Here is a 25,513-nt window from a genome sequence, read left to right on the forward strand (position 1 = left end):
AAATCCGGTTTCGTTTCGAAACCGGATTTTCAATTATTAAGTGTCTACCTTAATTATTGTAAAGGTAAATAGAAGAAGCATTCATCAAATCATTACTAACTGTTGGAGCGACATCACCGTTACTGTCCAATGCGTTGGCAAAGCCAAGAACTTTTCCGTTTCCAACTTCCGCAATAAATACCGTGTCCGTTTTGTGATCATAAGCTACATCAATTGGGTTACCCATCATAGTAGACGGTCCTGCAACCCTACTCTGACTAGCCATGGGAATGGTTGCTCCATCTTCCAAAGCATCAATAACCAAGGTAAAGTCCTGTATCACATGAAAACCTCCATCTGTGTTAGCATCTGAAGCTGCACCTATATCCGTCATTACCAATACATCTGAAGCTTCACTGTAATCAATACCATGGGTTCTTACAATTCCTTCAACGGTCACCTGCTTATCTGGCATTATGGAACCATCCATCATATTCATTTTTATGAAATCATTGAAAATAGCCAAATCACTAGTGTTATCTACAACGGCCAATAAATTATCTCCCATAAACGTAATTCCCCATAGGTCAAAATCTACCTGTAATGTATTTTGAAGTATAAAAGAGGAGCCGTCAAAAGTATAGACGTAGAGCTTATTTTCACCATTATCGGCTACTACAACATTATAACCTGACACTGCTATTTCCCTGGGACTCATTAAATCCGCATCACTCATAAAAGCCGCTTGTACCGTACTAGCATCTGTCAAAGATGAAAAGTCTGCATAGCTTTCTAGCATAAGACCGGAACGGGAAGCTTGTAGAATATCATCGCTCAGAGGTGAATAGTAAATACCTTCAGTAGATGTAGAAGCAGAAACAATAGTTTTCATGGATGCACCCATTCCATCATAAACAGTAATATTACCATTTGCCGTACTAGTAGCGTATAGTCTGGTTTCTTGCCCCATGGTTTCCATACCCATGTCCATATCCGTCTCATCACTTGAAAAATAAATAGAAGAGGCCGCTTCCAAATCTTTATTAAAAGATGGAACTAAATCCCCTCCATTGCCTATGGAAGTAAATCCTAAAACTTTTCCGTTTCCAACTTCAGAAACGTAAACGGCATCCGTTTCAGAATCATAAGCCACATCAATTGGATTACCCATCATAGTAGATGGCCCTGCCACCCTTATTTGCATACCAACTGGTAGCACATCTCCGTCAGATAGCGCATCGAATTTAGAACTGAATTCATTAATTACATGAAAACCCCCATCATCGGCAGTATTGGCAGCATCACCAATATCCGTCATCACCATTGTATCATCCTCAGCACTGTAAGTAAGGCCATGGGTTCTAACAATACCTTCTATCTTCACCCTCTTGGAAGGTCTTAACAGACCGTCTTGGGCGTTGGCTGCAAAATCATAGAAAACCGCCAAATCACTGGTAGTATCTACAACAGCATATAAGTCCTTACCCTTAAAGGTAATTCCCCAAACTGGAAAAGGGATGTCCAACGTGGCCGTCAACATAAAGCTATCCCCGCTTTTGTCATAGACAAAAAATTTGTGTGAGCCTGTATCCGCTACCACATAGGTAGTACCACTAACAGCCAACTCCCTTGGACTTTCTAAATCCATTGCTCCATTAAAAGCAGCTGTTACATCCATATCTTCCATAATCATGGAAGTTTCCTTAAAGGCTTCCAATTGCATGCTAGACCTAGAGGCTTGAACCAATAAATCCTCTTCCTTGTTATAATAAATACCCTCCGCTGCATCTGATGCCGTTCTATAGGTAACCAATGAATCACCGGTAATGCTGTACTTAGTAATATCTCCATTGGAATTATTGGTAACGAAAAGTTCCGTTCTTCTACCCATTTCCATTCCATCTTCGCAAGGCGTACATGCAGTTCCACCGCAATCAACCCCTGTTTCATCACCGTTCATAATACCATCTGAACAGGTTGGGATTTCTTCGCCCATCATGTCCCCATTGTCATCGTCATCACAGGAAACCGCAAAAAGTAAACCGAGCGTCAAGAAAAGACCAGCCATCGGTTTTGTAAAGTTCTTTTTCATAATCATTAAGTTTTTAAGTGTGTAATGGATGTACTACGATAGCCATCCAAGCGTACTTACGAGACTTTATGAAAAAGGTTTGGTTTTATAACAATAATTTATTTTTCCAGAGAATCAAGGATTAATGACCGGAAAATATCTTTTAATGACGAAAACCTTTAACATCCTTAAAGAATGAATAGTAAGTCTCAAAATCCTCCTCTACTATTCCTGTAGTATGTAAAGGTTCGGAAAATTTTATCTGTTTCTTACCGAAATCGAAAGCAACCAAGACAATAGGTACGTTGGCCGCCTTGGCGATATAATAGAACCCAGTTTTCCACCTTTCCACCTTTTTGCGAGTACCTTCTGGCGCAATGGTCAAACGAAAAACATCGCGTTCTTCAAAAATTCTAGCCGTGGCAGTAACCGTATCGTTTTTTTTTCCTCTATCAATAGGCGCACCGCCTAACCATCTAAATAGCCAGCCATAGGGTGCATTGAAAAGGCTTTTTTTTCCAATCCAGTTTATGGGTTCATTCAAAACCGCCCTTACTAAGACTCCTAAAAAAAAGTCTACATTACTGGTATGAGGAACAACAGCTACCACAAACTGCTTAAGATGTCCTGGAAATTTCCCCACCATCTGCCACCCTATAATTTTATAAAAAATAAATTGGGCTATCTTTTGCATCTGGTCCGGAAATGAAATTTGGTTTTAAAATGTAACCAATAATTGGTTAAGGAAGATTAGATTTTGCGATAAATAGATTCCAATTTTTCTGGGGTAATGATATTTCTCCATTCACTTCCTAAAGCATTTTCCCACAGAGGCTCCATACCCAATGAAACCTGTATCATTTTATCGAAATCATCACTTGTAAGGCCGGAGCAAATTCCCGTGGGTAGCTCAATATGATGTTTTTGTTGCATTTTCTTAAAAAGCGCCACTCCTTCCGGATAAAACTCTTCCAAATGTTGGAAAACAAGACAGTTGCCTATTCCATGTCTTACGCCTAACAAAAAGCCTAAACCGTAACTCATGGCATGTGCAACACCCACTTGAGAATAGGCTATACTCATTCCTCCATGCCAAGATGCCATCATTAATTTGTCCCTAGATTCCGAATCCTCTAAATCTTCTAAGTACACTTCTTTGCATAAATCCATTGCTTTTTCGCCATAGCTTTGACTAAAAGCATTCAGGAACGTACCTTCTAGAGATTCAACACAATGTATAAAGCAATCCATTCCTGTATAAAACCATTGGTCCTTTGGAACCCCTTTGGTTAAATCCGGATCTAATAGTACTTGATCAAAGGTGGTGTAATCAGAATTAATTCCCAGTTTTTTTTCCGGACCCAGTAAGACAGCAGTTCTTGAAACTTCTGCTCCAGTACCACTAATGGTGGGAATCCCAACATGGTATACTGATGGCTTTCCTACCAAATCCCATCCTTGATATCCAGTGGCACTTCCCTTATTGGTCAACATTATTGAAACGGCCTTGGATAAATCTAATAAGGTTCCTCCTCCTATACCCACAACGCCAGAAGGTAAATCACTGTATTCTTCCTTTATTTTTTTGACCAAGATATCTACCTGCCCTGTTTTGGGTTCTTCATCTGCGGAAATAAAGATTATTTGGTCATTGAACAACAAGGGAATTCTTGAAACGAGTTCCATTCCTTCAAAAACATCATCCACCAAAAAAATGAAAGGCGCCTCTGAATGTTTTCTTTTGGATAATAGGATATCTCCCAATTGATCAAAACATCCGGCTCCAAAGACCACCCTTGGAACCATGGGAAAGTTCTTGAACGTCAATTTCTTCTCCAATGTTACCTCACTAATCCCCAAATCCTTCTTAAATTCCATATAATCTTCAACCTAAATTAGCCAACCTCCCTTTTCTAAGATACTAGATGAAGGCTACGGCAAATACTCCAAAATTTCTGAGAGTTTACCAATTTTTAAATAATCATATTCTCCTTCTTCCGTTTTCACCTCCTCGTGTTGCCAAGTGGTATGAAAAGGTACATGAACGGCCTTTGCCCCAATATTTAGTAAAGGAAGTACATCGGACTTTAATGAATTACCGATCATCAAAAATTCGTTCACATTAATTTGTAAATGATCTAATAAGTGCTGGTAATTCTCCTCTTTTTTATCACTTAAAACTTCTACATGATGAAAATAATTGGAAAGTCCAGATTTTTCCAATTTACGTTCTTGATCCAACAAATCTCCTTTAGTTAAAACTATGAGTCTGTATTTACCGTTTAGCGCCTCCAACACCTTTGTTACATCATCTAACAACTCCACGGGTTGTGTGAGCATTTTTTTCCCTAGATCTAAAATGCCGGAGATTGTTTTTTGAGAAACTTGATTGTTGGATAAATCCAATGCCGATTCAATCATGGATAGCACAAACCCCTTAATTCCGTAGCCATACAGGTCAAGGTTCTTTATTTCCATTTTAAAGAGCTCCTGGTCTATTTTGTTCTTGGTCTCATACCCTTCCAGAAGATTGGCAAATTCTTCTTCCGTATCCCTAAAATACGTTTCATTTACCCAAAGGGTATCATCGGCATCAAATCCAATTACTTTTATATTGCCAAAATCTACTTCCATGCCTTCTGCGCTTTCTCCAAATCATCCGGAGTATCTATTTCTATTCCAGTAACTGTAGTTTCTACCATTTTAATTTTCTTTCCATATTCCAAATACCGTATGGCCTCAATTTTCTCTGTGGCCTCCAAAGGCAACATAGGAAGTCTATGGAAGTCCATCAATGCATCCTTCCTAAAGGCATAGATGCCCTTATGTTTAAAATAAATGGGGTCTATTTCTGTATTTCGATGATAGGGAATAGGGGAACGGGAAAAATACAATGCAAAGTTCCTGTTGTCAACTATGACTTTTACGGTATTTGGATTTTTGATTTCTTCGTCTTCATCAATTCGTACCATTAATGAAGCCAAATCGATTTCTTTCTCAGAATCCGTTTTAAAAACCTCTAATACGCCAACCAGACTTTCACGGTCCGTAAAAGGTTCATCACCCTGCACATTCACGATAATATCTACATCCATATCCGCAACCGCTTCGGCAATACGATCGCTACCGCAATCATGTTCTTCCTTGCTCATCATGGCTTTGCCACCCGCTTGGGTAATGGTATCAAATATTACAGGACTATCGGTCACCACAAAAACGTCATCAAATAAATTTGTTTTTACAGCTGCTTCGTAAGTGCGAAGTATTACCGGTTTTCCGGAAAGGTCCTGCATTAATTTGGCAGGGAATCTTGAAGCGGCATAACGGGCCGGAATCATTGCAATTATTTTCAAATCCAAATGCTAGTTTAATCCTTTAATTTAAGGGGCCAAAATTTGTCCCTTTTCTTTTATTCCACTTTGGGCCGTGGTCGTAACTTTCTATAAATCCTAAAAATTATCACCAAAATGATAATGACCAAAACTGCTGCCACTATGGGCATAAAGATGGAAGCTGTGGAAACTACCATCGCTGTTCCGGTTTCTACCGTTGACACAATAGGATTTCCCAAACCACCAGTAGTAGCGGTTGACGCCATTCTACTAGCAGCACCGGCACCTTTGATGGCAGTTGCCGTTCCTCCACCCGCAATAATTGCCAAAGACCAAGTGACCACAGGGTCTAAATCCGCTACCGTGGAAACCATAACAGCGGTTCCCGCAATTGCGGCCAATGGAACCGCAAAACTATCTAAAAGATTATCAACCCAAGGAATAAAATAGGCAAATATTTCAACAATCGTAGCAACGCCAAAAGTTATGACAGCCGCTAAACTTCCAATCCAATGCCAATTATCATTTAGCTCCCATACATCAAAATATGCGGCCAAACTAAGCGCAAATAGCGGCAAGAACACCCTAAAACCAACAGAAGCGGCCAGTCCTACACCTAAAAAAATACTGATAATGGTTTCCGGCGTCATTTAATATGATTTATATCGGTTAGCATTCTAAAAAGGTTAAAAACAAGTTTAGAGGCCACACTTAAGATAACCTTTCTTAACCAACCCTACGAATTTAACTTTTTCCTATTCAAGAAAAAAATCTCCTTTAAAACCAATAAGATACAACTTGCTCTTTGCCCGTGTTACCGCCGTATAGAGCCATCTCAACAGTTCCTTATCAACACCATTAGGCATATAAGGTTGCTCTACAAATACTGTATTCCATTGGCCTCCCTGGGATTTGTGACAAGTAATGGCATAAGAAAATTTTACTTGCAAGGCATTAAAGTACTTGTTGTTCTTGACGCCCATAAATTTCCGATACTTGGAGCTTTCATTTGCGTAATCTTTCATCACTTCTTGGTAAAGTCTATTGCCATCTTCATATGATAGCGATGGTGTAACCGCCTTTACGGTGTCTAACAACAAGACGGTTTCAAAGGGTTTTTGGTTGGGGTAATCCACCATTTTTACTTTTACCTCTGCAAACCTAAACCCATAAAGGGACTTAAATGCAAAAATCTCCAGTACTTCAATGATATCACCGTTGGCTATAAAGCCCGCCTCAGTGCTTGGTTTTAACCAAAAATAGTTGTTTTTGACCACCATCATATAATCCCCAACGGCCAATTCATTTTCCAAAAACAGAATTCTACTTCTAATATTTTCGTTGTACAGATTGGCCCTTTTGTTGGACCTTACGATAAAGGCAGTTTCTTCCTTGCCTTCTTCCGAGTAAGAGGCATCAATGGCTTCTTGAACCTCATGGCCATCTATAAGCCTTACAATATCATTAAAGGGAAGAACATCAAATTGAAAATTCTCAAAAAAGCCACTCTGCAATTGTTCTCGTAGCATGGTAGCATTGGCAAGAATTCCAGAATCCGTGGCCTGTCTTACCACTTCATCCATTTCCATATCTATGACGTCCTTATTATAATTCAAACTCAACCTATCCGCATCCAAGGCCGGACTTAAATCCAGCTTTACCGGTGGCAACTGGGCAGTGTCACCAATGAGTACAAGCTTACAATTATGACCGGAATACACGAACATGAGTAAATCATCCAACAAGGAACCGTTCTCAAATAGTTTGGAGTCGGCGGGAGCATCCGGAATCATAGAAGCCTCATCCACAATGAAAATGGTATTTCTATGTTTATTGGGCGCCAGTACAAACTGTACCCCCGCAGCTCCCTGCTTTTTGGGGAAGTAAATTTTTCTATGAATGGTAAACGCCTGCGTATTGGAATAATTACTCATTACTTTGGCGGCCCTTCCCGTGGGGGCCATAAGTACGGATTTTTGCGTTGTTTTCCACAAGGTCTTTACCAAAGTACCTATCAACGTGGTCTTTCCTGTGCCGGCAAACCCTCTGAGCATGAACACCGTATCTCCTTTTTTGGACATTACGAAAGAGGCTAGTTTTTGTAATGCGGAAGATTGTTTTAGGGTAGGTTCATGAGGAAATTTCTCAATCAACAATTTGTAGTAAGAAGCTTCTGTGAGGCTTGTCATAGGGCTCAAAGATAAAGATGATTTTTACTTGAAATACTTTTGCGATTGAAAAAAAATTGTAGATTTGTCCTAACCACTAAATTTAAATAACACTAGTAAGAAATGAAGACCGTAATTCAAATTGTACTTTGGATCGTTTGTTTAGGATTGGGATATCTTATCTACAATTCCGTAACAGGCCCTATAGAATTTAATAAAACGAAGCAGGAACGTTTTGCTCAGGTAATTGCAAAACTTAAGGATATTAGAAATTCGCAAGAGGCTTACAAAACGGTAAACAAAAGATACGCGAAGGACTTCAATAGCCTTATCAAATTTATAGATACCGGTAATTACACCATCACACAACAACGTGACTCTTCTTTCATGGAATTTGATGAAACTTATCAAATCGATATGTTGAAGGAAGTAAAGATTATTGATACATTGGGTACTGTTTCCGTTAAGGACTCACTTTTTAAGAGTGACAACAGATACAAAAATTTAGCTGAAATTCCTTTCGCTCAAAACGGTGAAAAATTTACAATGGATGCCGGTTTTGTTGAAAAGAGTGGCTATAAAGCACCTGTTTTTGAAGCTAAGGTTGATAAATCAATCGTCCTTTATGATCAGCCAAAAACATTGTTGGACAAAGAAAATGCAGAAATTGGTGTTGATGAAGTTAACGGTAATGCCATTAAGGTAGGATCTATGGACGAAGTTAGTACCAGCGGTAACTGGCCACCGGTTTATGACAAAAAAGGAGAGCAATAATATTACGGCGAACCATACAGTCGAAGAGTTTAAGAAATTGTCCATTCAAGTTAGCTTGAATGGACTTTCTTTTTGTGTTTTTGATTCTGTAAACAACAACATAATCAAAACGCAGAACCAAGTATTTGAGCAAACGCTTAACCCTTACCAACTTTTAAAGGAGTTAAAGCAGATGCTTACCAAATACCAACTCACTAGCCAAAAGTTTACTGAAGTAGTGGTGGTACACCGCAATCAACTTTTTGGTTTGGTACCCAAGCCCCTGTTCGATGAAAATGAATTGGCAAATTATTTAAAATTCAACACCAAAATTTTGGCAAATGACCACTTGGCCTTTGATGAAATAGATAGTCATGATATGGTCAATGTGTATGTACCCTTCGTAAATATTAATAATTACATCTACGAACTGTACGGCGAATTTACCTATAAGCACAATGGTACGGTCATGGCAGAATCCCTTTTAAAGGGACAGTCAAAAGCCGTAAATCCTATTTGTTATGTATATGTTTTGGAAAACCAGATGGATGTTACCTTACTGGATCAGAAACAACTGGTATTATTCAATAGTTTTACATTTCATACCAAGGAAGACTTCCTATATTACTTACTATTTACCCTTGAGCAGTTAAAGCTTAGCACAGAGACAATTCCTTTAAAGTTATTTGGTGCTGTGGAAGAGGATGATGAGTTATATAAACTCTGTTATAAATATGTGAAGAACATATCCATTTTTGTTCCGGAGTTTGGCCCTCATACCTATTTGAACAACCAAGAAGACACCATTGATTTTACAGTAATAAATGCCCTTTAATGCGTATAATTTCAGGAATCCACAAAGGAAAAAGAATAACAGCACCCAAAAATTTACCAGTAAGACCAACAACGGATATGGCCAAGGAAGCCCTGTTCAATATCCTAAACAACCGGTATTATTTTGATGAAATTAAGGTCTTGGACCTGTTTAGCGGCACTGGAAACATTCTTTATGAGTTTGCTTCAAGAGGCACAAAAGAATTATACGCAGTAGATAGCCACTCTGGTTGTATTCAATTCATAAACAAAACGGCCAAGGATCTAGAAATGCCCATAACCGCTATTAAAAGTGACGTTTTTGGGTACTTGGAAAAATCCAATCTAAAATTGGACGTTTTGTTTGCAGACCCTCCTTATGACCTACCGCTAGAGGAGTTTGAAAAAATAGTAACCCTGGTCTTCGCCAAAGAAATATTGCTGGAGGGTGGTATTTTAGTTTTAGAACATGCCAGCCACACAGACCTATCTCACCTACCCCATTTTTCAGAAAAGAGGAAATATGGCAGTAGTTCCTTTAGTTTTTTTGAAACGGAAGAGAAAGTGAAATAAAAATAAGCAGGCCAATAAGCCGGATTCTGTAAAGCTCCAAGGAGCTCCCTTATCATTTATCTGGTTTTGCCATTACTGACAAAATCTAACCGCCTACCCTTCGGTTTGGGCGTGCAACCCTCAAACACCGATTTACATGACGTTGCACCACATAGAGTTTACCTGATTTCACTACAGCTTAACCTGTACATTCTTTCTGTTGCACTTGTCCTATTCCAAAGAAATGGAATGACGGGCGTTACCCGCTACGTTGCACTATGGTGTCCGGACTTTCCTCCCCAATATCAATTGGAGCGATAAGGTAGCCTGCTCGGAGGCAAAATTAGATTAATTGTTGATAAATAAAGATTTTATCTCCTCTAAATTAGAGAATCAAAGCCCCTTCATTTTTTATATTTGTAGGTAAGTCTAATTGATAAGAAATACCCTGTTCATTGGAGCACTTTGTAGTATCGGCAAGAAAGTATAGACCCCAGACATTTAAAGATGTAGTTGGGCAACAGGCCATTACCAATACCCTTACCAATGCCATAGAGCATAATCACTTGGCACAGGCATTACTTTTTTGTGGACCAAGGGGTGTTGGCAAGACCACTTGCGCCCGTATACTGGCAAAAAAAATCAATCAGGACGGTACGGAAAGAGAAGATGAGGATTTTGCATTCAACATCTTTGAGCTGGATGCAGCTTCCAACAACTCCGTAGATGACATAAGAAATCTTATAGATCAGGTTAGGATACCACCACAAATTGGCAAATACAAGGTTTATATAATTGATGAGGTGCACATGCTTTCCCAATCAGCTTTCAATGCTTTCTTAAAAACGTTGGAAGAACCTCCAAAGCATGCCATATTTATATTGGCTACCACCGAGAAGCATAAAATTATCCCTACGATACTCTCCAGGTGTCAAATTTTTGATTTCAAAAGAATTACTGTTAAAGACGCTGCAGAGTACTTAAAATACATTGCCGAAAACCAAGGTATAAATGCAGAGGAAGATGCACTTCATATTATAGCCCAAAAAGCTGATGGCGCCATGCGTGATGCGCTGTCCATATTTGATAGGGTGGTGAGCTTTTCAGGCAAGGAGCTTACCAGAAAGGCAGTTACAGAGAACTTGAACGTTCTTGACTATGATACGTATTTTAAAGCCACGGGTCTCATTTTGGAACACGATATTCCAAATCTCTTGTTGCTTTACAACAAAACTCTTTCCTACGGGTTTGATGGTCATCATTTCATAAGTGGTTTAGCTTCTCATTTTAGGGATTTAATGGTTTGCCAGCATACAGATACCATTAATTTGCTAGAAGTAGGTGATGGTGCCAAACAGCAATACCTAGAACAGGCAAAGAAAACCAATAACCCATTTTTATTAAGAGCGCTTGACTTGGCAAATGAATGCGATTTAAAATATAAATCCAGCAGAAACCAACGGCTATTGGTAGAGCTTACCCTTATGAAATTGGCATCCCTTGGTTTTGATGCCGAAAAAAAAAACTTTAACGGTGAACTAAATACCCAGAGTGTAGATTTTATAGCTCCGGCCAGTTTTTATAAAGGTAAACACACAGAACGAACTTTTGAACAACCTACTCCGTCTGCAGAACATCAAGAGTCCAACCCAAAGGTACAACCATCACTTGTAACGCCTCAGCAAAATAATCCCGAGAAAACGGTAAATATACCAAAGAAGGATGCAGAGGTAGCAACCCTAGTAGAGGAAGAAAAAAGTAACTACGAACCGCAACCTTCCAAGCCAGTTCAAAAAGAGCCGCAGTTAGATGAAAGTGCCAAGAAGTTGGGTATGGATATTGCCAAAAAACGAATTTCTGCCCTCTCCATATCCAGTTTAAAAGCAAAAAAAGCCCACGAGGACAGTAAAAAAGATGTGAGCATTGATTACAGCAAGCTTCCCCGTTCTTCTTTTACAGAGGAGCAGATGCAACAACATTGGGAAGATTTTGTAGCGCACATTGATAAAAAGGGACGAAAAATTTTGGCTTCCAATTTGGGGGCCGATATTCCAAAATTGCAAGGTGAGAACGTTATTTGGATCGAATTGCCCAATAGCACCATGAAAAAGGAGATAGAGCGGGAGCAATATGACCTCATGGAATACTTAAAAACCAATCTCAACAACTATTTTATTGAGCTTAAGATAACTGTAAACGAAGCCACCGCCAAAAAATTCGCTTTTACACCGGAAGAGAAATATGAAAAATTACGTAAAAAGAATCCTGCGATAGACCTGTTAAGGCAAACTTTTGATTTGGATTTATAAACCTCCTCAGCTTTTACTTTTCATACCGAAGCATAAGGGAATAAACTAAAAATACTATTGCTACAATAAGCATTCCGCAGGCCTCCCTACCCTTCTCAATATTCACGATATCCCCTTCACCAATGGTAAAACCTTCAAATTTTTCAGGCCATAAAAAGGCGGTAGCTACCAAATAAATAAGGCAAAAAATTAGGGAAACAGAAAATTTCAACCTGCCATAGGCAAAAAATAAAGACCCAATGGCCGCCAAACCATAAATGAGATACCAAGTAAATGCATCCGGGTCATTGTACTGAAGATATGCCGCCCAAATGCACAAAAGTGCAAACAACACCCCAATAATTCTTTGTAGCTTCCTCATACTTTTTCTGTAACGTGATTCTCCACAATACCAAATACGTCCGTAGCATCCACTTCGTTTGCAAAAGTTGCACTTGGGTTGTCAGAAATTAATATTGGATAATCCGCTTTATCCTCGGGTACGCGCCCATGAGAACCTTTTATCAAAGTTGCATCCAATGGAATGATATCCAATACGGTTCTAAAGCCCAGTTTCTTTTTTAGAAGTTTGAGAGCTACTTTGGGCATGACCAGTTTATCTTTGGGGTCCGTAAGCATTTCCACGGGATCAAAACCTGGTTTCTTATGAATATCAACCATTCTCGCGTAATCCGGAGCCTTTTTGTCATCTAACCAAAAATAGTAGGTAAACCAAGAATCCGGTCCTGAAAGCAACACCAAATCTCCCGACCGTTCATGTGCCAATCCATATTTGGAAATTTCTTCTCCTACCAGCACTTTTTCCACACCTGTAACGGATTCCATTAACGTTTTTACCTCCTGTTTTATGGAAGCATCGTTTAAATAGATATGTGCTATTTGGTGGTCTGCAACGGCAAAAGCTTGACTAGCCCCGGCGTCCAGTAATTCCAAGCCTCGTTCTTCCCTTACAGCTATATATCCTTTTGATCGTAAAATCCTATTCAAATGGATTGGATTGTTTACATCAGTAATTCCGTACTCGGATAGAATAATCACCTGCGCATTCTTCTTTTTATAATAGGTGACCAACTGTTTTACTACCCCATCAATCTCATTTAAATCTTTTTTGATTTTTTTAAAATCATGTCCATAGCGCTGTAAATTATAATCTAAATGAGGAAGATAGACCAGAGCCAAAGTTGGGTCATGCAGTGCATCTGTTCTTATGGTAGCATCTGCAATCCACTGGCTTGATTTAATGGAGGTCTTTGGACCCCAAAAATTAAACAACGGAAACATTCCCAATTCGCTTTGAAGCGTATCCCTTAATTCAGCAGGATGGGAATAGCAATCCGGTATTTTCCTTCCATCTGCTAAATAATTAGGCCTAGGAGTAACACTGTAGTCTGCGGTGGAATACATATTGTACCACCAAAACATGTTCGCACACGTAAAGTGCTCGTCTTGTTTTTTTAATTTCTCCCAAATTTTTTCAGCTTCAACCAGTTTATTGGATTGCCTCCAAAACTTTACTTCACACTCCTCTTTAAAATACCATCCGTTTGCTACTACCCCGTGCTCCGAAGGTGTTTTCCCTGTGAGATAGGTAGATTGAGCGGTACAGGTAACAGCCGGTATTGCCGGATAAATATGTGCCGAACGGCCAGATTTTAAAAAAGATTCTATAAAAGGTGTATGTTCCCCAATTAAGCGTTGGGTAAGCCCAACAACATTGATTACAACGGTCTTCTTCATTTAATCAAACTTATCTTTGAACCAATTGAGTTCTCGTACAACGGATTCCGTTAAGTCACGCTTTAAGGCTTGAGGCAACACATCCCACGTGTATGTTTCTATTTCCAAATGCTCCGAAACAGGATTTTGCCGAATAAATTCAATGACCTTTAAAATATGGTCTTGTGTAGAATATAATTCCCCAAACTGTTCCAAGAAAATAGGAACATGAAAATGGGCCCTTAATTCCTCAAATGGATTTTTAACTTTCAAAACCTCTGGCAAATCGCTATAGGTCGTGACCTTACCGTCTTTGAATTCAGTCACCTGATGCAAATAAACCGGTTCATCAAATTGAGAAAGCGCCTCCCAAACGGGATTATTGTTTTCCTTGTTTGATATAATTTTCAATGCTGCACTTACCTGAATTTTTCCAATTTGTATACCTGCATTCCTAAACTTTGCAAAGGTATCTTCCGGTTCTTCAAAGGCAAGGGAAAAGTGACAAATATCGTAACAGACCGTTATATAACGATGAATCAAAGCTTTTGCTTCCCTTTCCGATATCTCAAGTTCATCCATTAAAAACGATACACCCATAGGAATTAAATACTCCTTGAAATAAGATAGCACCTCATCACTATTTTCTAGTAAGCCGTCTGGTTCAGGCTCCAGATCCAAGTGCATATAAACTCCGGTTTTCTCTTCCAACCCCTGCAAATGCAATATTACTTGCAACAAATGCTCAGTTCCCTTTTCAAAGGCCAACTTGGTAGCTGCCTCACCCTTGTGCCAATATTTATAGCTTATGGGAGAGGTAGAAATTCCACCGTTCATTCCCTCTGGCAAAAGAACCAGCAACTGATCAAAAAGTCGCTTGGTATACTCCAGCCGCTCCTTTGTGGTCCAATCAGGCGTATGAACATCATCTTTGACCCTTTCATTGTGAAAATTTCCATAAGGAAATCCGTTCATCGTAAAAACATACACCCCATTATCATCCAACCACTTTTTAAACTCCTGTAACCTTTTTGCTGTTCCTAATTCTTCACTAGCCTTGTTGGATAACCTTAAGCCTAGACCAAAATCTGAAGTACCCGTTACCTGCTTTTTAATCACAGGAACATATTCTTCCAAAGTTTGAAAAGTGGTTGCCCAATCAGAACCTGGGTGAACATTGGTACAGTACGTTAATTGAAAGTTTTCTGTTAATTTCAAAGTTAAACGGCTTTTGATTCTGAAATTTTATTGACTAGATAAAGGGCTTCCATCATTTTATCATTATCTATTTCATGTACATCATGTTTAACACCAATATCTGAAATAAGGGTAATGGTAAGCCTGCCTCCCAAATGCTCCCTAAACTCCTGAATTCCATTTAAAAGGCATTCCATTTCATCCTTAGAACTGATGGGAAAATGCAAATCGAAACCTATATTTTCAAAAACTTGAGCCACCCTATTAAAATCGCTTTCACTAATTAAACCGATTAGATATGAGTAAGCAACATCCAAAACAATACCCTTGGCCACAGCTTCCCCATGGCGTAATTGATAATTGGTCATCTGCTCCAGTTTATGGGCCGCCCAATGGCCAAAATCCAATGGTCTTGATGAACCACTTTCAAAAGGGTCCCCGCCGGTTGCTATATGTTCCATATGCATTTCGGCACACCTATAAATGGTATATTGCATTGTTTCCATATCGCGTTCTCCCAGTTTAAGAGCATTGCTTTCAATATATTCAAAGAAATTTTTATCCTTGATCAGTGCTACTTTCAAAGCTTCCGCCACACCGGAAATCCAGTCCCTTTGCTCGAGGGTTTCTAAAAAAACACTGTCATTTATAATAGCATAAGGAGGGGCAAACGTTCCTAAAAAATTCTTTTTCCCAAAGTAGTTCACACTATTTTTAACACCAACGGCAGAGTCATTTTGAGAAAGCACCGTAGTAGGAATGCGAATGATTTTCACTCCCCTGTGAGCAATAGCTGCTGCGTAGCCTGCCATATCAATGACTGCGCCACCACCAATTACTACTACAAAAGAATGTCTGCAAATGGCATAATCATTAATACCGTCCAAAATTTGGTTCACATGCTGGTCCCCATTCTTACAGGCTTCCCCTCCTTGAACGATTATGGATTGGGTGAATACAAGATTGTCCTTGTACACATCACAATAGGAAGCTATATTTTTTAGTAAATCCGGATGCGCTTCAGAAACACCATTATCCACCACAAAAAGCAGCTTTACCGGTTCGCTTTTATATTCCTTTAAAAGATCACTGAATAATGTATTCTTTTGATCGAATAGATTCTCGGTAAAGAACAGCCTATACCTATAAGCAACTTGAAAATTCTGTTCTATAGTCTTCATCATTATATTCTTTTATTGTGCCGCTCATTACGTTACAGCAAACATCTTGGCCAATCCTTTTGAAATTGGAAGTAATAGCAAAATAACCAAACCATACCACCACACGGAAAAAGTGGCCCCCAAAGCCGCATCCATTATAATTAGGGAAATAACCCCTCCCATTACAGCTCCTTTTATATTCTTTGGAGAATTATCCGAATAGGCCTTTATCAACGGCCTAAATATCATATAAGCAAAGAGCCCTAAATATATGAACGTTCCCAGAATTGATTCCGTATATAAAAACGACGCTAACAAAATGGCCAAAATGACTAGGGAATATAACACTCCGGCCAAAACTATGTGCCCCTTATTATTCCCATGCACCTCCCCCCTACTTATAAGAGTTATGGCAAATATGTAAATCACCGGTATTAATGCCAACCAAGCATACGATAACAATCCTAAAATTGACATTCCCAAAATGAGATTGAGTCCCCTACAGATACCCATGATCAAAGGTCCAAAAAAGCCATGCTTTTTAGCTAACCCATCATACAACAATATACTTAACGCCAAAGTGGTGGCAATAGCACCCGAAGCTAAAGAAACAAGAAAAGCCATTGTAACCCCCAATAACAGCACTACGGCCCCAAATATACTGGCAGAGACCAATGGTACTACTCCACTAGGTATAGGTCTTTCGGGTCTTTCTATTAAATCTAGCCGATAATCGAAAACATCATTCATTATCACACCTCCGGCATAGAGAAAAATGGAGGACACTACAAGAAATAAGAATGAAAGCCCCAATTCGGAAGCAAAAACTTCCAATGGATTTTTGGAAATGAAAAGTCCTCCTATGGCTGTTCCGGCAAAAATATCGGCTGCAGCGGTGGGAAGATTCGCGGGCCTGGCCAAACGCGCATAACCAAGTACAACCTTGTTCATTATGTTATTTGATCGGCGTCTATTCTAGGTTCTTGACCTCTTAGCACACTATTATCATTGAACAATTGTGATTGATTAATTCCTTGTGGGTTCAACCAATGTTCTTCTTTCATTTTGCCATTGTAGCTAAAAATATCCAATGCATTCTGATAACACGTTTTATGGACATCCTCCTTGGCAATACCTCTTTTAAGCATTAAAGAAGCTGTTTTTGGCACAGCTAGAGGGTCACTTACACCCCAATCCGCAGAACTATCAACGATAATATTGGTACTACCAAATTTTCTCACCACTTCTACCATACGCTCATTACCCATCTTAGTCTTGGGATAGATGGTGAAGGCGGCTATAAAGCCCTTATCCAACACGTCCTTAACAGTCTCTTCATTGTTATGGTCAATAATAACCTTGGAAGGGTCTAAACCGTGTTCAAGGCAAACTTCCATACTTTTAAGCGTACCTGCTTTTTTGTCGCGGTGAGGGGTATGCACCTGAACCACCATATCCAACTCCTTAGCCATTTCTAGCTGCATTCTAAAATACTTATCTTCTGCCGGGGTTTGATCATCATACCCTATTTCTCCTATGGCCACTACATTCTCTTTATGCAGGTAAAGTGGGAGAAGCTCAATGACCTGCTCCGCCAGCGCCTCGTTATTAGCTTCTTTGGAATTAAGGCCTATGGTACAATAATGCTGAATACCAAATTGACTTGCCCTAAAACGTTCCCAACCTACTAGGCTGCTAAAATAATCTTGAAATGAGCCTACTTGAGTACGGGGCTGTCCCAACCAAAAGGAGGGTTCAATTACCGCTACAACTCCTGCTGCGGCCATTGCCTCGTAATCATCCGTTGTACGGGACGTCATATGAACATGCGGGTCAATGATCATCATTTTATCTTCCATAATACTTATTTTACATTTTCCCAAGTAATCGTTCCATTGGTAACTTGGTGGTTTAGTTGTTGGTAATTCTGTAGTAATTTTTGTGCTTCCCTATTATCGGAAAAATGACAACAAAGGGCACCTGCTCTATTCTCGGACGGATTGTCACTCTCCAACAAACGTTTCATATCCTGATAGAGCGTACCATCTATAAAACTGGAAACAGGCCTCCAGAATAAGGGGTCAATTTCCCTAGACGCAGCCCATCTCTCATGAGCATAATCCGAAATAATTCTAGCTAAATCTTTATTGGCCCTAGCATCGACCTCCAAAATCTGAGAAAGGTCTAATTGCACAAAAGCAGCCTTTAAATACATTTGGTTCCACTGTTGGTCGTTAAAAAACCTGGCGGGATATGGATTACCCATGCTAATAGCCTCAAAAACAGTGGCAATATTGGTTCGTAAAGCCTCCACCGCTACATGGTTGTACTCCTCGGCATTGGGTAACAAAATAACAAATTTCAAGAAAGTAATAAGCTCTCCCGTATCGGCCACCTGTATCAAGTTGGCTACTTTAGGCTGAAAAAAAGTGGCATCGGTTTTTAAAACCTTTATCAACAAGTAAATTCTAGAAATCTCCAGCTCATTGGCTTGCTGCTGCAATAAATAAGATTCCAGCTCTTTATCATCAAGTTCAAACGAGATTTTCTTATTCTCATTTGCTTTGGTTGACAGCAAACTATACGTGAGGTACAAATCTTTGGCAGACTTGTTTTCTATGATGACATCAATTTTGGAATTGAGCCAATCAAATGCATCAGCATCTAAATTAGAGCTCAATACGTGCAATAGCTCTTCATCTACGCTTGAGAGATTCATGGTACTATTTTTGAACTTTTCGGTTTAATTTGGTGTTGTTATTAATAGCATTGCCAAAAAACAACTAACTACAAATCTAATTATTCCAAAGGGAAACTAACCTAAAAGGAAGCTTTCATATTAAAGATTCTTCCTAATTTTACAAAAAAATTAAGAATTATGCTTGGTCTTAAACTACCTACGGACCCCAGATGGGTAAATATCGTTGAAAAGAATATAGATGAGATTTTAACGGATCATGCGTATTGTGAGCAAAAGGCGGCCAGCACAGCTATCTCATTGATTATTAGCTTTCCCGATTACACTGAACTGGTAGATGAAATGATAGCACTTTCCCGTGAAGAAATGGGACATTTTAAAATGGTTCATGACCGCATAATTGCCAGAGGACAAACCTTAGGTAGAGAGAGAAAGGACGAGTACGTGGTGAAGTTAATGAAGTTCTTTCCAAAAGGAGGTAGTAGAAATACTCATTTAACCCACCGCCTTTTGTATGCCGCCCTCATTGAAGCCAGAAGCTGCGAACGGTTTCGTTTACTTTCCGAAGAATTAGAGGACAAAGAACTTGCAGAATTTTACCATAAGTTAATGGTAAGCGAGGCCAACCATTATACTATGTTCCTGAAATTTGCCCGACAGTATGGAAACAGGGAAGAAGTAGACCAAAAATGGAACGACCTTTTGGAGTATGAAGCTTCCATCATGAAGGAGTTAGGAAAAAAAGAGACCATTCATGGTTAACCGAACGGTCTCTTCTTATAGATTTTACATATCTATACCTTCCTCAATATTATCAACAGAACTTAACTTGTTCTTATAATAATCGTACATCGCAAATTGGGACCGCAATGCGGGCTTATCATTTTTCCTATAGAGATTACGCTGTTCTTCATCAAAAATTCGTGCCTTCACATTATCGTTCCATGAAATATTAAACGTATCTATCAGCTCCTTTTTGATATCCTCATCATAAATTGGACAGCCTACCTCCACTCTATTTTCAATATTTCTGGTCATGAAATCAGCAGAGGAAATATACACTTTGGGGACGCCCTCATTACAGAAGATAAATAGCCTGGGGTGTTCCAAAAACTTATCTACCACACTAATGGCTTCAATATTTTCACTCATGCCTTCCACTCCTGGAATCAAACAACAAATACCCCTAACTACCATTTGTACTTTTACACCGGCATTACTAGCCTCGTACAGCTTATCGATCATTTTATAGGACGTAAAGCTGTTCATCTTTATTTTAATATAGGCTTCCTTTCCAGCCCTGGCATTGGCAATTTCCTTATCGATCAATTTTTTAAAGAAGCTTTTTGTATAGTGCGGCGATACAATTAAATGCTTGTATTTATTAATTTTATAAGTAGTTTCAAAGAAATCGAATACCTTGTTCAACTCCTTTAGTATGGGTTCGTTTGCCGTAAATAAAGTGTAATCCGTATAGATTCTAGCAGTGGATTCGTTGAAATTACCGGTACTAATAAAACCGTAGCGCTTTATTTCTTCGTTTTCTTCACGCTCAATTAAACAAATTTTACTGTGAACCTTTAAGCCGGGCACACCAAAAATGAGCTTAACCCCTTCTGCCTGTAGTTCTTCTGCATATCTGATGTTTGCCTGTTCATCAAAACGTGCACGTAGTTCAATCTGTAAGGTAACCTGCTTTCCATTTTTTACGGCATTGCTCAAACAAGCCGCTACTTGGGAATTATTAGCCAAGCGATATACGGTAATTTTTATGGTCTTCACCTTTGGGTCTAGGGCCGCCTCCCTCAAAAATTTAAGAATATAGGAAAAGGTGTGATAAGGCGTATACTGCATATAGTCCTTCTCCGCAATTTTCTCCAAAAGACTCCCTTCAATATTAAGACCTTTTACAGGCAACGGAGTAATCTTATCATACATAAGATCGTTTCTTCCCAAGCTTGGAAAGCCCATATAATCTCTTTTATTGTGGTACCGACCTCCTGGAATAACACTATCCGCATCTTCAATTTCCATCTTTTCCTTTAGAAACTCTAGCGTATCGTTTTCGATGCTCTTGTCATATACAAAACGGACGGGGTCGCCTATTTTTCGATGTTCTACACTGGAACTGATTTTTTCTATGAAACTCTTACTAAGATCATTGTCAATATCCAATTCCGCATCCCTGGTAATTTTTATCATGTGGGAGGTTATCGACTTATAATCGAACATAGGAAAAACACTGTCCAGACAGTATCTTATAACATCATCCAAAATAATTATATAGTTCTTATTTCCCTCTTTGGGCAGTACTACAAAACGATCAATACCTTTAGGAATTTCTATAAGTGCGTACCGTTTTTCTTTTTTCTCGTAGGTGCTTTTTGTACGGTCATCACTTCTTAATACCATTTTTACCGCCAAATAAGCGGCTGTATCCTTAAGCATCGGAAATTCCGCCAAATCACTTAAGATAATAGTCATTAGTTGTGGACTAACCTTTTGTAAGAAGTACTTCTTAACAAAGGCACCTTGCTTTTCGGTTAACTGGTTTTCGTTCAAAAGATAAACATCCTGCTCTTCCAGTTCCTTTTCGATTTTTTCAAGGATTTCAACACTTTTACGTTGTTGATCAATTACTATTTTAGTAATCTCTGCCAGCAAATCTTTGGCCTTTTCCCCACCCAGAACACTTTTGCCAGATTTTCCTGCCTCGAAAATGCGCTTAACCGTAGCATACCTAACTTTAAAAAACTCGTCCAGGTTGTTGGAAAAAATACCTAGAAAACGTAACCTTTCTATTAAAGGAACATTTTTATCTTCACTCTCTTGAAGCACCCGCTCATTAAAACTTAACCAACTTATTTCCCTATTTATATATCTAGGCTTTGTTTTTATCATTTATCTATAGTCTTTCGGAAAAATTGTTTGAATTGTTGTGCCTTTGCCTATTGATTTCCACTGAGAAGTATCAAAACTTATATGAACCAAACCGCTTGTGGGCACGTTCTCAATATAGCTATTTCCCAAAGAATTGGCAAGGTCCGTAAAGGCATGGTTATGACCAAATATCATGACGGTCTTTAGGTTATCCGAAAGACCTTTAACAAACTGTAAATCAGATTCTCCTGAAAAATCATAAAGTTCCTCTACTACTTGAAAACTTGAAAAGGGAAATTGTAGCTTTCTCAAAAAAATCAAGCAGGTATGCAGTGCACGGTTGGCAGGGCTGGAAAACACAGCATCAATATCCAGTTGAAGAACATCCAGCTTGGCGGCCACCAAATGTGCATCATTAATACCCCGCTCCTGTAAGGGCCGGTCCTTATCGCTCACGGCATAATCCCACGAAGATTTACCATGACGTACGAAAATAAGATTTTTCATATGCGCATCGATTTTTGTAATTAGGGCGATAAACGCTCTATGTTCCACACACCACTCTCCTCTTCAGAATACAGAATCCTATCGTGCAAGCGATTGGCCCTTCCTTGCCAAAACTCCATCTCTTCCGGAATTACCAAATACCCTCCCCAGTGCTCCGGTCTCTTGATTTCTGTACCCTCAAATTTCTTTTCCAGTTTCTCCAGCCTGTTTTCCAAGAATTTACGTGAAGGGATTACCGTACTTTGTTCAGAGGCCCAAGCCCCTAATTTGCTACCTTCAGGTCTGGAATTAAAATAGGCATCCGAGGTCATACCATCCACTTTTTGTGCTTGCCCCTTTATAATTACTTGGCGCTCCATGGCAGGCCAAAAGAAGGAAAGACAAACCTTATTGTTAGCAGCAATAGATTTACCCTTCTCACTTTCATAATTCGTGTAAAAAACAAATCCTTCAGAATTAAATTCCTTCAACAAAACCACCCGGCTTTTGGGGTACCCATCCAAACCAATGGTAGAAATGGTCATTGCATTTGGCTCCTCCACCTGACCTTGTGCTTCGGTTTCCATAAACCACCTTTCAAATAATTCAATTGGTAAGGATGGTAAAACGTCTTCGGTCAGCTCGCTTTTTTCATAAGATTTTCGGTATTCTCCTAAGTCTTTTTGCATTGTACAGGGTGTATAAATCTACTGTATCAAATTTCAGCAAAAGAATAGAATTCAGAAAGTCTGTAAGCGCTAAAACTCAAAAACTTTTCCATCGTCTCCTAAAAATACATTGGGAAAAATCTCTTCGGCTTCTTTTTTAAATAATTCTATGGATTTATACCTTGTAGAATAGTGCCCAAGAACCAGCGCACCAACATCTGCCTGTTGGGCAATTGAGGCCGCTTCTTTAGCAGTGGCATGCTTTGTTTTAAGGGAGAATTTAGCTTCGGATTCCAAGAAAGTGGATTCATGATAAAGAGCATCTACCTTTGAAATCTGACTGACAATTTCCGGATTGTAAGCCGTATCACTACAAAATGCGTAGCTTTTTGGTTCCGGAGGGTCTAAGGTGAGTTGGTCATTTGCAACTACGGTTCCATCATCCAAAGTTACGTCTTTTCCCTTTTTTATATTTCTAAAATAAGCCTTATCCACCTTATACTTGGCCATCGCCTCTACATTGAGTTTACGATCGCCGGGCTTTTCCCTAAATAAAAAACCATTGGTGTACACCCTGTGATCCAAGGGGATAGTAGTGACCGTCACAGTTTCATCTTCATAGACAAGTTGGGGCTCTTTTTCCGTAAGTTCATGGAAGAAAAGTGGATAGTTGGTCCACGAATCCCCTAATTTTAAAAGCAGCAAAATAGCCTCCTTAATTCCTTTTGGTCCATGAATATGCAATTCTTTTTCCCTTCCCAAAAGTCTAAAGGTAGATATGAGACCCGGGAGTCCAAAAAAATGGTCTCCATGTAAATGAGATATGAATATATGCTCAATTCTAGAGAATTTCACTTTATTCTTGCGAAGCTGCACTTGTGTACCTTCCCCACAGTCTATTAAAAACAAATGGTTTTTAATTTCAAGTACCTGAGAAGTTGGATTTGTTAAAGTGCGCGGTGTAGCCGCATAACAACCAAGAATCGTAAGCCTCATTAATTTTTGGGTTTGTAATTATGGGCTTCCTCTACCGTATACTTGCCCTTAAAACTGAACGCATACGGAGTCTCCCCATGGTCCTTTAAGTATTGTAGTCGTTTTTTGGCTTCTTCCGGTGTAGGCATTGAGCCTTTCTCCACATACCATAAGCACATATGCATTTCACTCAAATTGTAAAACCATTCTTTTTTTCGTCTCAACACACCGGCATGTTGAGAAGCATAGGTAAAATTGAACAAAGCCTCTTTAGATTCCCAAACGGACATATTAATGATTAAAAAATCATCTTCAAATACACGCAAGGCCGTGGCGTTATTTTCATCTCCTTTCAATCTCCAAACGTATCCCGGGCTGTTTTCCGCAATACCATTAATACGATCTAAATTATTGACAAACCCCTCCATTACCGGGCTACCAATAGGTTTTAACATTTTTGCAATATTTACCTGCGCTAGATGAAATTCACTCATAACTCTAAATCCCTTTCTATTTCTTCCATTTCAATAATGTCATGTGCTTCCTGTAAAGTAGGTACTACACAAATGGTGTCCGGGACATCATCATAGGAAACTTTATCGGTTACCAATACAAATGATTTATTGTTTTTTTTATGGTTATCGGATAGTTGTAGAAATTCCAAAACATCGTCAGACGTCAAATTAGAAAAGGAAAACAGGTTAACAACTATATGCTCATTCTTTAACTTGGGATAAGCATCATTTAAATTTTGAAGAAAAGTTGACAACGTTGTTTTTTCCTGAAAAACAACGGTAGTAGACCCATTGGAATCAAATATCATAACTGTTATTTAATTTTAGACGCTAAAAGGTAAATTACGGCCATACGTATGGCAACACCGTTCTCAACTTGATTCAAAATAATTGATTGTTTGGAATCGGCAACATCGGTAGTGATCTCAACACCCCTATTTATTGGACCTGGGTGCATTATCACAATTTCTTTATCAAGACTGTCAAGCAGTTTTTTGTTGACACCAAATTGCTGTGTGTACTCTCTGGTCGTTGGAAAATAACTAATATCAAGCCTCTCATTCTGTATACGCAACATGTTGGCCACATCACACCAATTCAAGGCCTTTCTTAAATCTGTTTCCACCTCCACTCCAAGTGACTCCACATATTTGGGTAAAAGTGTTTTTGGTCCACACACTTTTACATTTGCTCCTTGAAGTTTAAGGGCAAAAATATTACTGAGCGCTACTCTAGAATGTAAAATATCCCCGACGATCACTACATTTTTACCACTAACATCCCCTAGTTTTTCACGTATGGAGTAGGAATCCAACAAGGCTTGGGTTGGGTGCTCATGCGCCCCGTCCCCCGCATTAACTATAGATGCGTTAACATGTTTGGACAGAAAAATTCCTGCTCCAGGGTTCGGATGCCTCATTACCACCATATCCACTTTCATGGATAGGATATTATTTACGGTATCTATTAAAGTCTCCCCCTTTTTTACCGATGACTGGCCTGCCGAAAAATTAATGACATCTGCTGAAAGTCGTTTTTCTGCCAGTTCAAAAGAAAGCTTGGTACGGGTACTGTTTTCAAAGAAAATATTGGCGATGGTAATATCCCTTAGCGAAGGAACCTTTTTTATAGATCGGTTGATGACCTCTTTAAAATGATCTGCCGTCTCAAAAATGAGCTGTATATCCTTTTCGTTTAGATATTTTATACCCAATAAGTGCTTTACACTTAATTCGCTCATT

At 39.1% G+C, this 25,513-nt stretch carries 26 protein-coding genes and 1 other RNA gene; 5 read left to right on the top strand and 22 right to left on the bottom strand.

Annotation, left to right across the window (positions count from 1 at the left end):
• Positions 1-49 precede the first annotated feature (49 nt).
• The 7 genes from IL355_RS11890 to IL355_RS11920 all read right to left on the bottom strand — a co-directional run bounded on the left by IL355_RS11890 (position 50) and on the right by IL355_RS11920 (position 7,571).
• Positions 50-2,071, bottom strand: coding sequence for a YncE family protein (locus tag IL355_RS11890; protein ID WP_225621219.1), 2,022 nt, complete (start codon positions 2,069-2,071; stop codon positions 50-52).
• Between the two features lie 142 nt (positions 2,072-2,213).
• Positions 2,214-2,744, bottom strand: coding sequence for a 1-acyl-sn-glycerol-3-phosphate acyltransferase (locus IL355_RS11895; RefSeq protein ID WP_192462344.1), 531 nt, complete (start codon positions 2,742-2,744; stop codon positions 2,214-2,216).
• A gap of 56 nt (positions 2,745-2,800) precedes the next feature.
• Entirely contained in the window at positions 2,801-3,928 is a 1,128-nt protein-coding gene (locus IL355_RS11900; RefSeq protein ID WP_192462345.1) for an iron-containing alcohol dehydrogenase family protein, read from the bottom strand.
• 54 nt (positions 3,929-3,982) lie between these two features.
• Positions 3,983-4,684: an HAD family hydrolase gene (locus IL355_RS11905; protein WP_192462346.1), complete on the bottom strand. Its 702-nt coding sequence runs from the start codon at positions 4,682-4,684 to the stop codon at positions 3,983-3,985.
• Complete coding sequence (gene kdsB / locus IL355_RS11910; RefSeq protein ID WP_192462482.1) at positions 4,675-5,388, bottom strand: 3-deoxy-manno-octulosonate cytidylyltransferase; 714 nt, start codon at positions 5,386-5,388, stop codon at positions 4,675-4,677. Before kdsB ends, IL355_RS11905 begins: the two co-directional genes overlap by 10 nt.
• Before the next feature lie 71 nt (positions 5,389-5,459).
• Positions 5,460-6,032, bottom strand: coding sequence for a DUF4126 domain-containing protein (locus IL355_RS11915; protein ID WP_192462347.1), 573 nt, complete (start codon positions 6,030-6,032; stop codon positions 5,460-5,462).
• Positions 6,033-6,137: 105 nt separating this feature from the next.
• Positions 6,138-7,571, bottom strand: a complete 1,434-nt coding sequence (locus IL355_RS11920) for an ATP-dependent DNA helicase (protein WP_192462348.1) — start codon at positions 7,569-7,571, stop codon at positions 6,138-6,140.
• A gap of 102 nt (positions 7,572-7,673) precedes the next feature.
• Here IL355_RS11920 and IL355_RS11925 point away from each other — a divergent pair, with 102 nt between their 5' ends.
• From IL355_RS11925 to IL355_RS11935, 3 genes are read left to right on the top strand one after another with little or no spacing between them, the layout of a single operon-like run.
• Positions 7,674-8,324, top strand: coding sequence for a hypothetical protein (locus tag IL355_RS11925; protein ID WP_192462349.1), 651 nt, complete (start codon positions 7,674-7,676; stop codon positions 8,322-8,324).
• Positions 8,302-9,138 carry a DUF3822 family protein gene (locus IL355_RS11930; protein ID WP_192462350.1) on the top strand — a complete coding sequence of 279 codons (837 nt, stop codon included), beginning with the start codon at positions 8,302-8,304 and terminating at the stop codon, positions 9,136-9,138. Before IL355_RS11925 ends, IL355_RS11930 begins: the two co-directional genes overlap by 23 nt.
• A complete protein-coding gene (locus IL355_RS11935) occupies positions 9,138-9,689 on the top strand; it encodes an RsmD family RNA methyltransferase (RefSeq protein ID WP_192462351.1) in 552 nt (183 codons plus the stop codon). Before IL355_RS11930 ends, IL355_RS11935 begins: the two co-directional genes overlap by 1 nt.
• On the opposite strand, the gene rnpB is transcribed toward IL355_RS11935, so the two are convergent.
• Positions 9,689-10,002, bottom strand: an RNA gene (gene rnpB, locus IL355_RS11940) — RNase P RNA component class A. The genes IL355_RS11935 and rnpB overlap by 1 nt on opposite strands.
• Positions 10,003-10,123: 121 nt before the next feature.
• Here rnpB and IL355_RS11945 point away from each other — a divergent pair.
• Positions 10,124-11,977 (top strand): DNA polymerase III subunit gamma/tau, encoded by a 1,854-nt coding sequence (locus tag IL355_RS11945; protein WP_192462352.1) that lies wholly within the window; start codon positions 10,124-10,126, stop codon positions 11,975-11,977.
• A 13-nt stretch (positions 11,978-11,990) separates the two neighbouring features.
• On the opposite strand, the gene IL355_RS11950 is transcribed toward IL355_RS11945, so the two are convergent.
• The 7 genes from IL355_RS11950 to IL355_RS11980 are packed head-to-tail and all read right to left on the bottom strand — an operon-like array spanning position 11,991 to position 18,769.
• Positions 11,991-12,338 (bottom strand): transmembrane 220 family protein, encoded by a 348-nt coding sequence (locus tag IL355_RS11950; protein ID WP_192462353.1) that lies wholly within the window; start codon positions 12,336-12,338, stop codon positions 11,991-11,993.
• Positions 12,335-13,714 (bottom strand): alkaline phosphatase family protein, encoded by a 1,380-nt coding sequence (locus tag IL355_RS11955; protein ID WP_192462354.1) that lies wholly within the window; start codon positions 13,712-13,714, stop codon positions 12,335-12,337. Before IL355_RS11955 ends, IL355_RS11950 begins: the two co-directional genes overlap by 4 nt.
• Positions 13,715-14,911 (bottom strand): metabolite traffic protein EboE, encoded by a 1,197-nt coding sequence (gene eboE / locus IL355_RS11960; protein ID WP_192462355.1) that lies wholly within the window; start codon positions 14,909-14,911, stop codon positions 13,715-13,717. It lies immediately after the preceding gene.
• Between the two features lie 2 nt (positions 14,912-14,913).
• On the bottom strand, positions 14,914-16,074 hold the full coding sequence (locus tag IL355_RS11965; RefSeq protein ID WP_225621220.1) for a 3-dehydroquinate synthase: 1,161 nt from the start codon (positions 16,072-16,074) through the stop codon (positions 14,914-14,916).
• A gap of 24 nt (positions 16,075-16,098) precedes the next feature.
• Positions 16,099-17,001: a UbiA-like protein EboC gene (gene eboC, locus IL355_RS11970; RefSeq protein ID WP_192462356.1), complete on the bottom strand. Its 903-nt coding sequence runs from the start codon at positions 16,999-17,001 to the stop codon at positions 16,099-16,101.
• Positions 17,001-17,909: a TatD family hydrolase gene (locus IL355_RS11975; RefSeq protein WP_187458977.1), complete on the bottom strand. Its 909-nt coding sequence runs from the start codon at positions 17,907-17,909 to the stop codon at positions 17,001-17,003. Before IL355_RS11975 ends, eboC begins: the two co-directional genes overlap by 1 nt.
• A 5-nt stretch (positions 17,910-17,914) precedes the next feature.
• The gene (locus IL355_RS11980; protein ID WP_192462357.1) at positions 17,915-18,769 is read right to left on the bottom strand and encodes an EboA domain-containing protein; all 855 of its coding nucleotides are present in this window, start codon (positions 18,767-18,769) and stop codon (positions 17,915-17,917) included.
• A gap of 159 nt (positions 18,770-18,928) precedes the next feature.
• Here IL355_RS11980 and miaE point away from each other — a divergent pair, with 159 nt between their 5' ends.
• Positions 18,929-19,510 (top strand): tRNA-(ms[2]io[6]A)-hydroxylase, encoded by a 582-nt coding sequence (miaE, locus tag IL355_RS11985; protein ID WP_192462358.1) that lies wholly within the window; start codon positions 18,929-18,931, stop codon positions 19,508-19,510.
• 24 nt (positions 19,511-19,534) lie between these two features.
• On the opposite strand, the gene ppk1 is transcribed toward miaE, so the two are convergent.
• The 7 genes from ppk1 to IL355_RS12020 all read right to left on the bottom strand — a co-directional run bounded on the left by ppk1 (position 19,535) and on the right by IL355_RS12020 (position 25,512).
• The gene (gene ppk1, locus IL355_RS11990; protein ID WP_192462359.1) at positions 19,535-21,649 is read right to left on the bottom strand and encodes a polyphosphate kinase 1; all 2,115 of its coding nucleotides are present in this window, start codon (positions 21,647-21,649) and stop codon (positions 19,535-19,537) included.
• Complete coding sequence (locus IL355_RS11995) at positions 21,650-22,135, bottom strand: SixA phosphatase family protein (protein WP_192462360.1); 486 nt, start codon at positions 22,133-22,135, stop codon at positions 21,650-21,652.
• 20 nt (positions 22,136-22,155) lie between these two features.
• Positions 22,156-22,803, bottom strand: coding sequence for a pyridoxamine 5'-phosphate oxidase (gene pdxH / locus IL355_RS12000; protein ID WP_192462361.1), 648 nt, complete (start codon positions 22,801-22,803; stop codon positions 22,156-22,158).
• Positions 22,804-22,872: 69 nt separating this feature from the next.
• Positions 22,873-23,778: a ribonuclease Z gene (locus tag IL355_RS12005; protein ID WP_192462362.1), complete on the bottom strand. Its 906-nt coding sequence runs from the start codon at positions 23,776-23,778 to the stop codon at positions 22,873-22,875.
• Entirely contained in the window at positions 23,778-24,251 is a 474-nt protein-coding gene (locus IL355_RS12010; RefSeq protein WP_192462363.1) for a DUF3291 domain-containing protein, read from the bottom strand. The genes IL355_RS12005 and IL355_RS12010 overlap by 1 nt, the downstream gene beginning before the upstream one ends.
• Positions 24,248-24,580 (bottom strand): ribonuclease Z, encoded by a 333-nt coding sequence (locus IL355_RS12015; protein WP_192462364.1) that lies wholly within the window; start codon positions 24,578-24,580, stop codon positions 24,248-24,250. Before IL355_RS12015 ends, IL355_RS12010 begins: the two co-directional genes overlap by 4 nt.
• 5 nt (positions 24,581-24,585) lie before the next feature.
• Positions 24,586-25,512 (bottom strand): aspartate carbamoyltransferase catalytic subunit, encoded by a 927-nt coding sequence (locus IL355_RS12020; RefSeq protein WP_192462365.1) that lies wholly within the window; start codon positions 25,510-25,512, stop codon positions 24,586-24,588.
• Between the last annotated feature and the right edge of the window lies 1 nt (position 25,513).

Origin of the sequence: Euzebyella saccharophila (assembly GCF_014855495.1) — a bacterium.
Classification (GTDB): Bacteria; Bacteroidota; Bacteroidia; order Flavobacteriales; family Flavobacteriaceae; genus Euzebyella; species Euzebyella saccharophila.

What these genes read in the sequence shown, in the direction of transcription:
- IL355_RS11975 (WP_187458977.1), bottom strand. Translation starts at nt 17,909, where the DNA reads ATGGAAGATAAAATGATGATCATTGACCCGCATGTTCATATGACGTCC.
- IL355_RS11965 (WP_225621220.1), bottom strand. Translation starts at nt 16,074, where the DNA reads ATGATGAAGACTATAGAACAGAATTTTCAAGTTGCTTATAGGTATAGG.
- IL355_RS12020 (WP_192462365.1), bottom strand. Translation starts at nt 25,512, where the DNA reads ATGAGCGAATTAAGTGTAAAGCACTTATTGGGTATAAAATATCTAAAC.
- pdxH (WP_192462361.1), bottom strand. Translation starts at nt 22,803, where the DNA reads ATGCAAAAAGACTTAGGAGAATACCGAAAATCTTATGAAAAAAGCGAG.
- IL355_RS12015 (WP_192462364.1), bottom strand. Translation starts at nt 24,580, where the DNA reads ATGATATTTGATTCCAATGGGTCTACTACCGTTGTTTTTCAGGAAAAA.
- IL355_RS11915 (WP_192462347.1), bottom strand. Translation starts at nt 6,032, where the DNA reads ATGACGCCGGAAACCATTATCAGTATTTTTTTAGGTGTAGGACTGGCC.
- IL355_RS12005 (WP_192462362.1), bottom strand. Translation starts at nt 23,778, where the DNA reads ATGAGGCTTACGATTCTTGGTTGTTATGCGGCTACACCGCGCACTTTA.
- ppk1 (WP_192462359.1), bottom strand. Translation starts at nt 21,649, where the DNA reads ATGATAAAAACAAAGCCTAGATATATAAATAGGGAAATAAGTTGGTTA.
- IL355_RS11980 (WP_192462357.1), bottom strand. Translation starts at nt 18,769, where the DNA reads ATGAATCTCTCAAGCGTAGATGAAGAGCTATTGCACGTATTGAGCTCT.
- IL355_RS11955 (WP_192462354.1), bottom strand. Translation starts at nt 13,714, where the DNA reads ATGAAGAAGACCGTTGTAATCAATGTTGTTGGGCTTACCCAACGCTTA.
- IL355_RS11930 (WP_192462350.1), top strand. Translation starts at nt 8,302, where the DNA reads ATGACAAAAAAGGAGAGCAATAATATTACGGCGAACCATACAGTCGAA.
- eboC (WP_192462356.1), bottom strand. Translation starts at nt 17,001, where the DNA reads ATGAACAAGGTTGTACTTGGTTATGCGCGTTTGGCCAGGCCCGCGAAT.
- IL355_RS11890 (WP_225621219.1), bottom strand. Translation starts at nt 2,071, where the DNA reads ATGAAAAAGAACTTTACAAAACCGATGGCTGGTCTTTTCTTGACGCTC.
- IL355_RS12010 (WP_192462363.1), bottom strand. Translation starts at nt 24,251, where the DNA reads ATGAGTGAATTTCATCTAGCGCAGGTAAATATTGCAAAAATGTTAAAA.
- IL355_RS11935 (WP_192462351.1), top strand. Translation starts at nt 9,138, where the DNA reads ATGCGTATAATTTCAGGAATCCACAAAGGAAAAAGAATAACAGCACCC.
- IL355_RS11925 (WP_192462349.1), top strand. Translation starts at nt 7,674, where the DNA reads ATGAAGACCGTAATTCAAATTGTACTTTGGATCGTTTGTTTAGGATTG.
- IL355_RS11995 (WP_192462360.1), bottom strand. Translation starts at nt 22,135, where the DNA reads ATGAAAAATCTTATTTTCGTACGTCATGGTAAATCTTCGTGGGATTAT.
- kdsB (WP_192462482.1), bottom strand. Translation starts at nt 5,388, where the DNA reads ATGATTCCGGCCCGTTATGCCGCTTCAAGATTCCCTGCCAAATTAATG.
- IL355_RS11950 (WP_192462353.1), bottom strand. Translation starts at nt 12,338, where the DNA reads ATGAGGAAGCTACAAAGAATTATTGGGGTGTTGTTTGCACTTTTGTGC.
- IL355_RS11920 (WP_192462348.1), bottom strand. Translation starts at nt 7,571, where the DNA reads ATGACAAGCCTCACAGAAGCTTCTTACTACAAATTGTTGATTGAGAAA.
- IL355_RS11895 (WP_192462344.1), bottom strand. Translation starts at nt 2,744, where the DNA reads ATGCAAAAGATAGCCCAATTTATTTTTTATAAAATTATAGGGTGGCAG.
- IL355_RS11905 (WP_192462346.1), bottom strand. Translation starts at nt 4,684, where the DNA reads ATGGAAGTAGATTTTGGCAATATAAAAGTAATTGGATTTGATGCCGAT.
- IL355_RS11900 (WP_192462345.1), bottom strand. Translation starts at nt 3,928, where the DNA reads ATGGAATTTAAGAAGGATTTGGGGATTAGTGAGGTAACATTGGAGAAG.
- miaE (WP_192462358.1), top strand. Translation starts at nt 18,929, where the DNA reads ATGCTTGGTCTTAAACTACCTACGGACCCCAGATGGGTAAATATCGTT.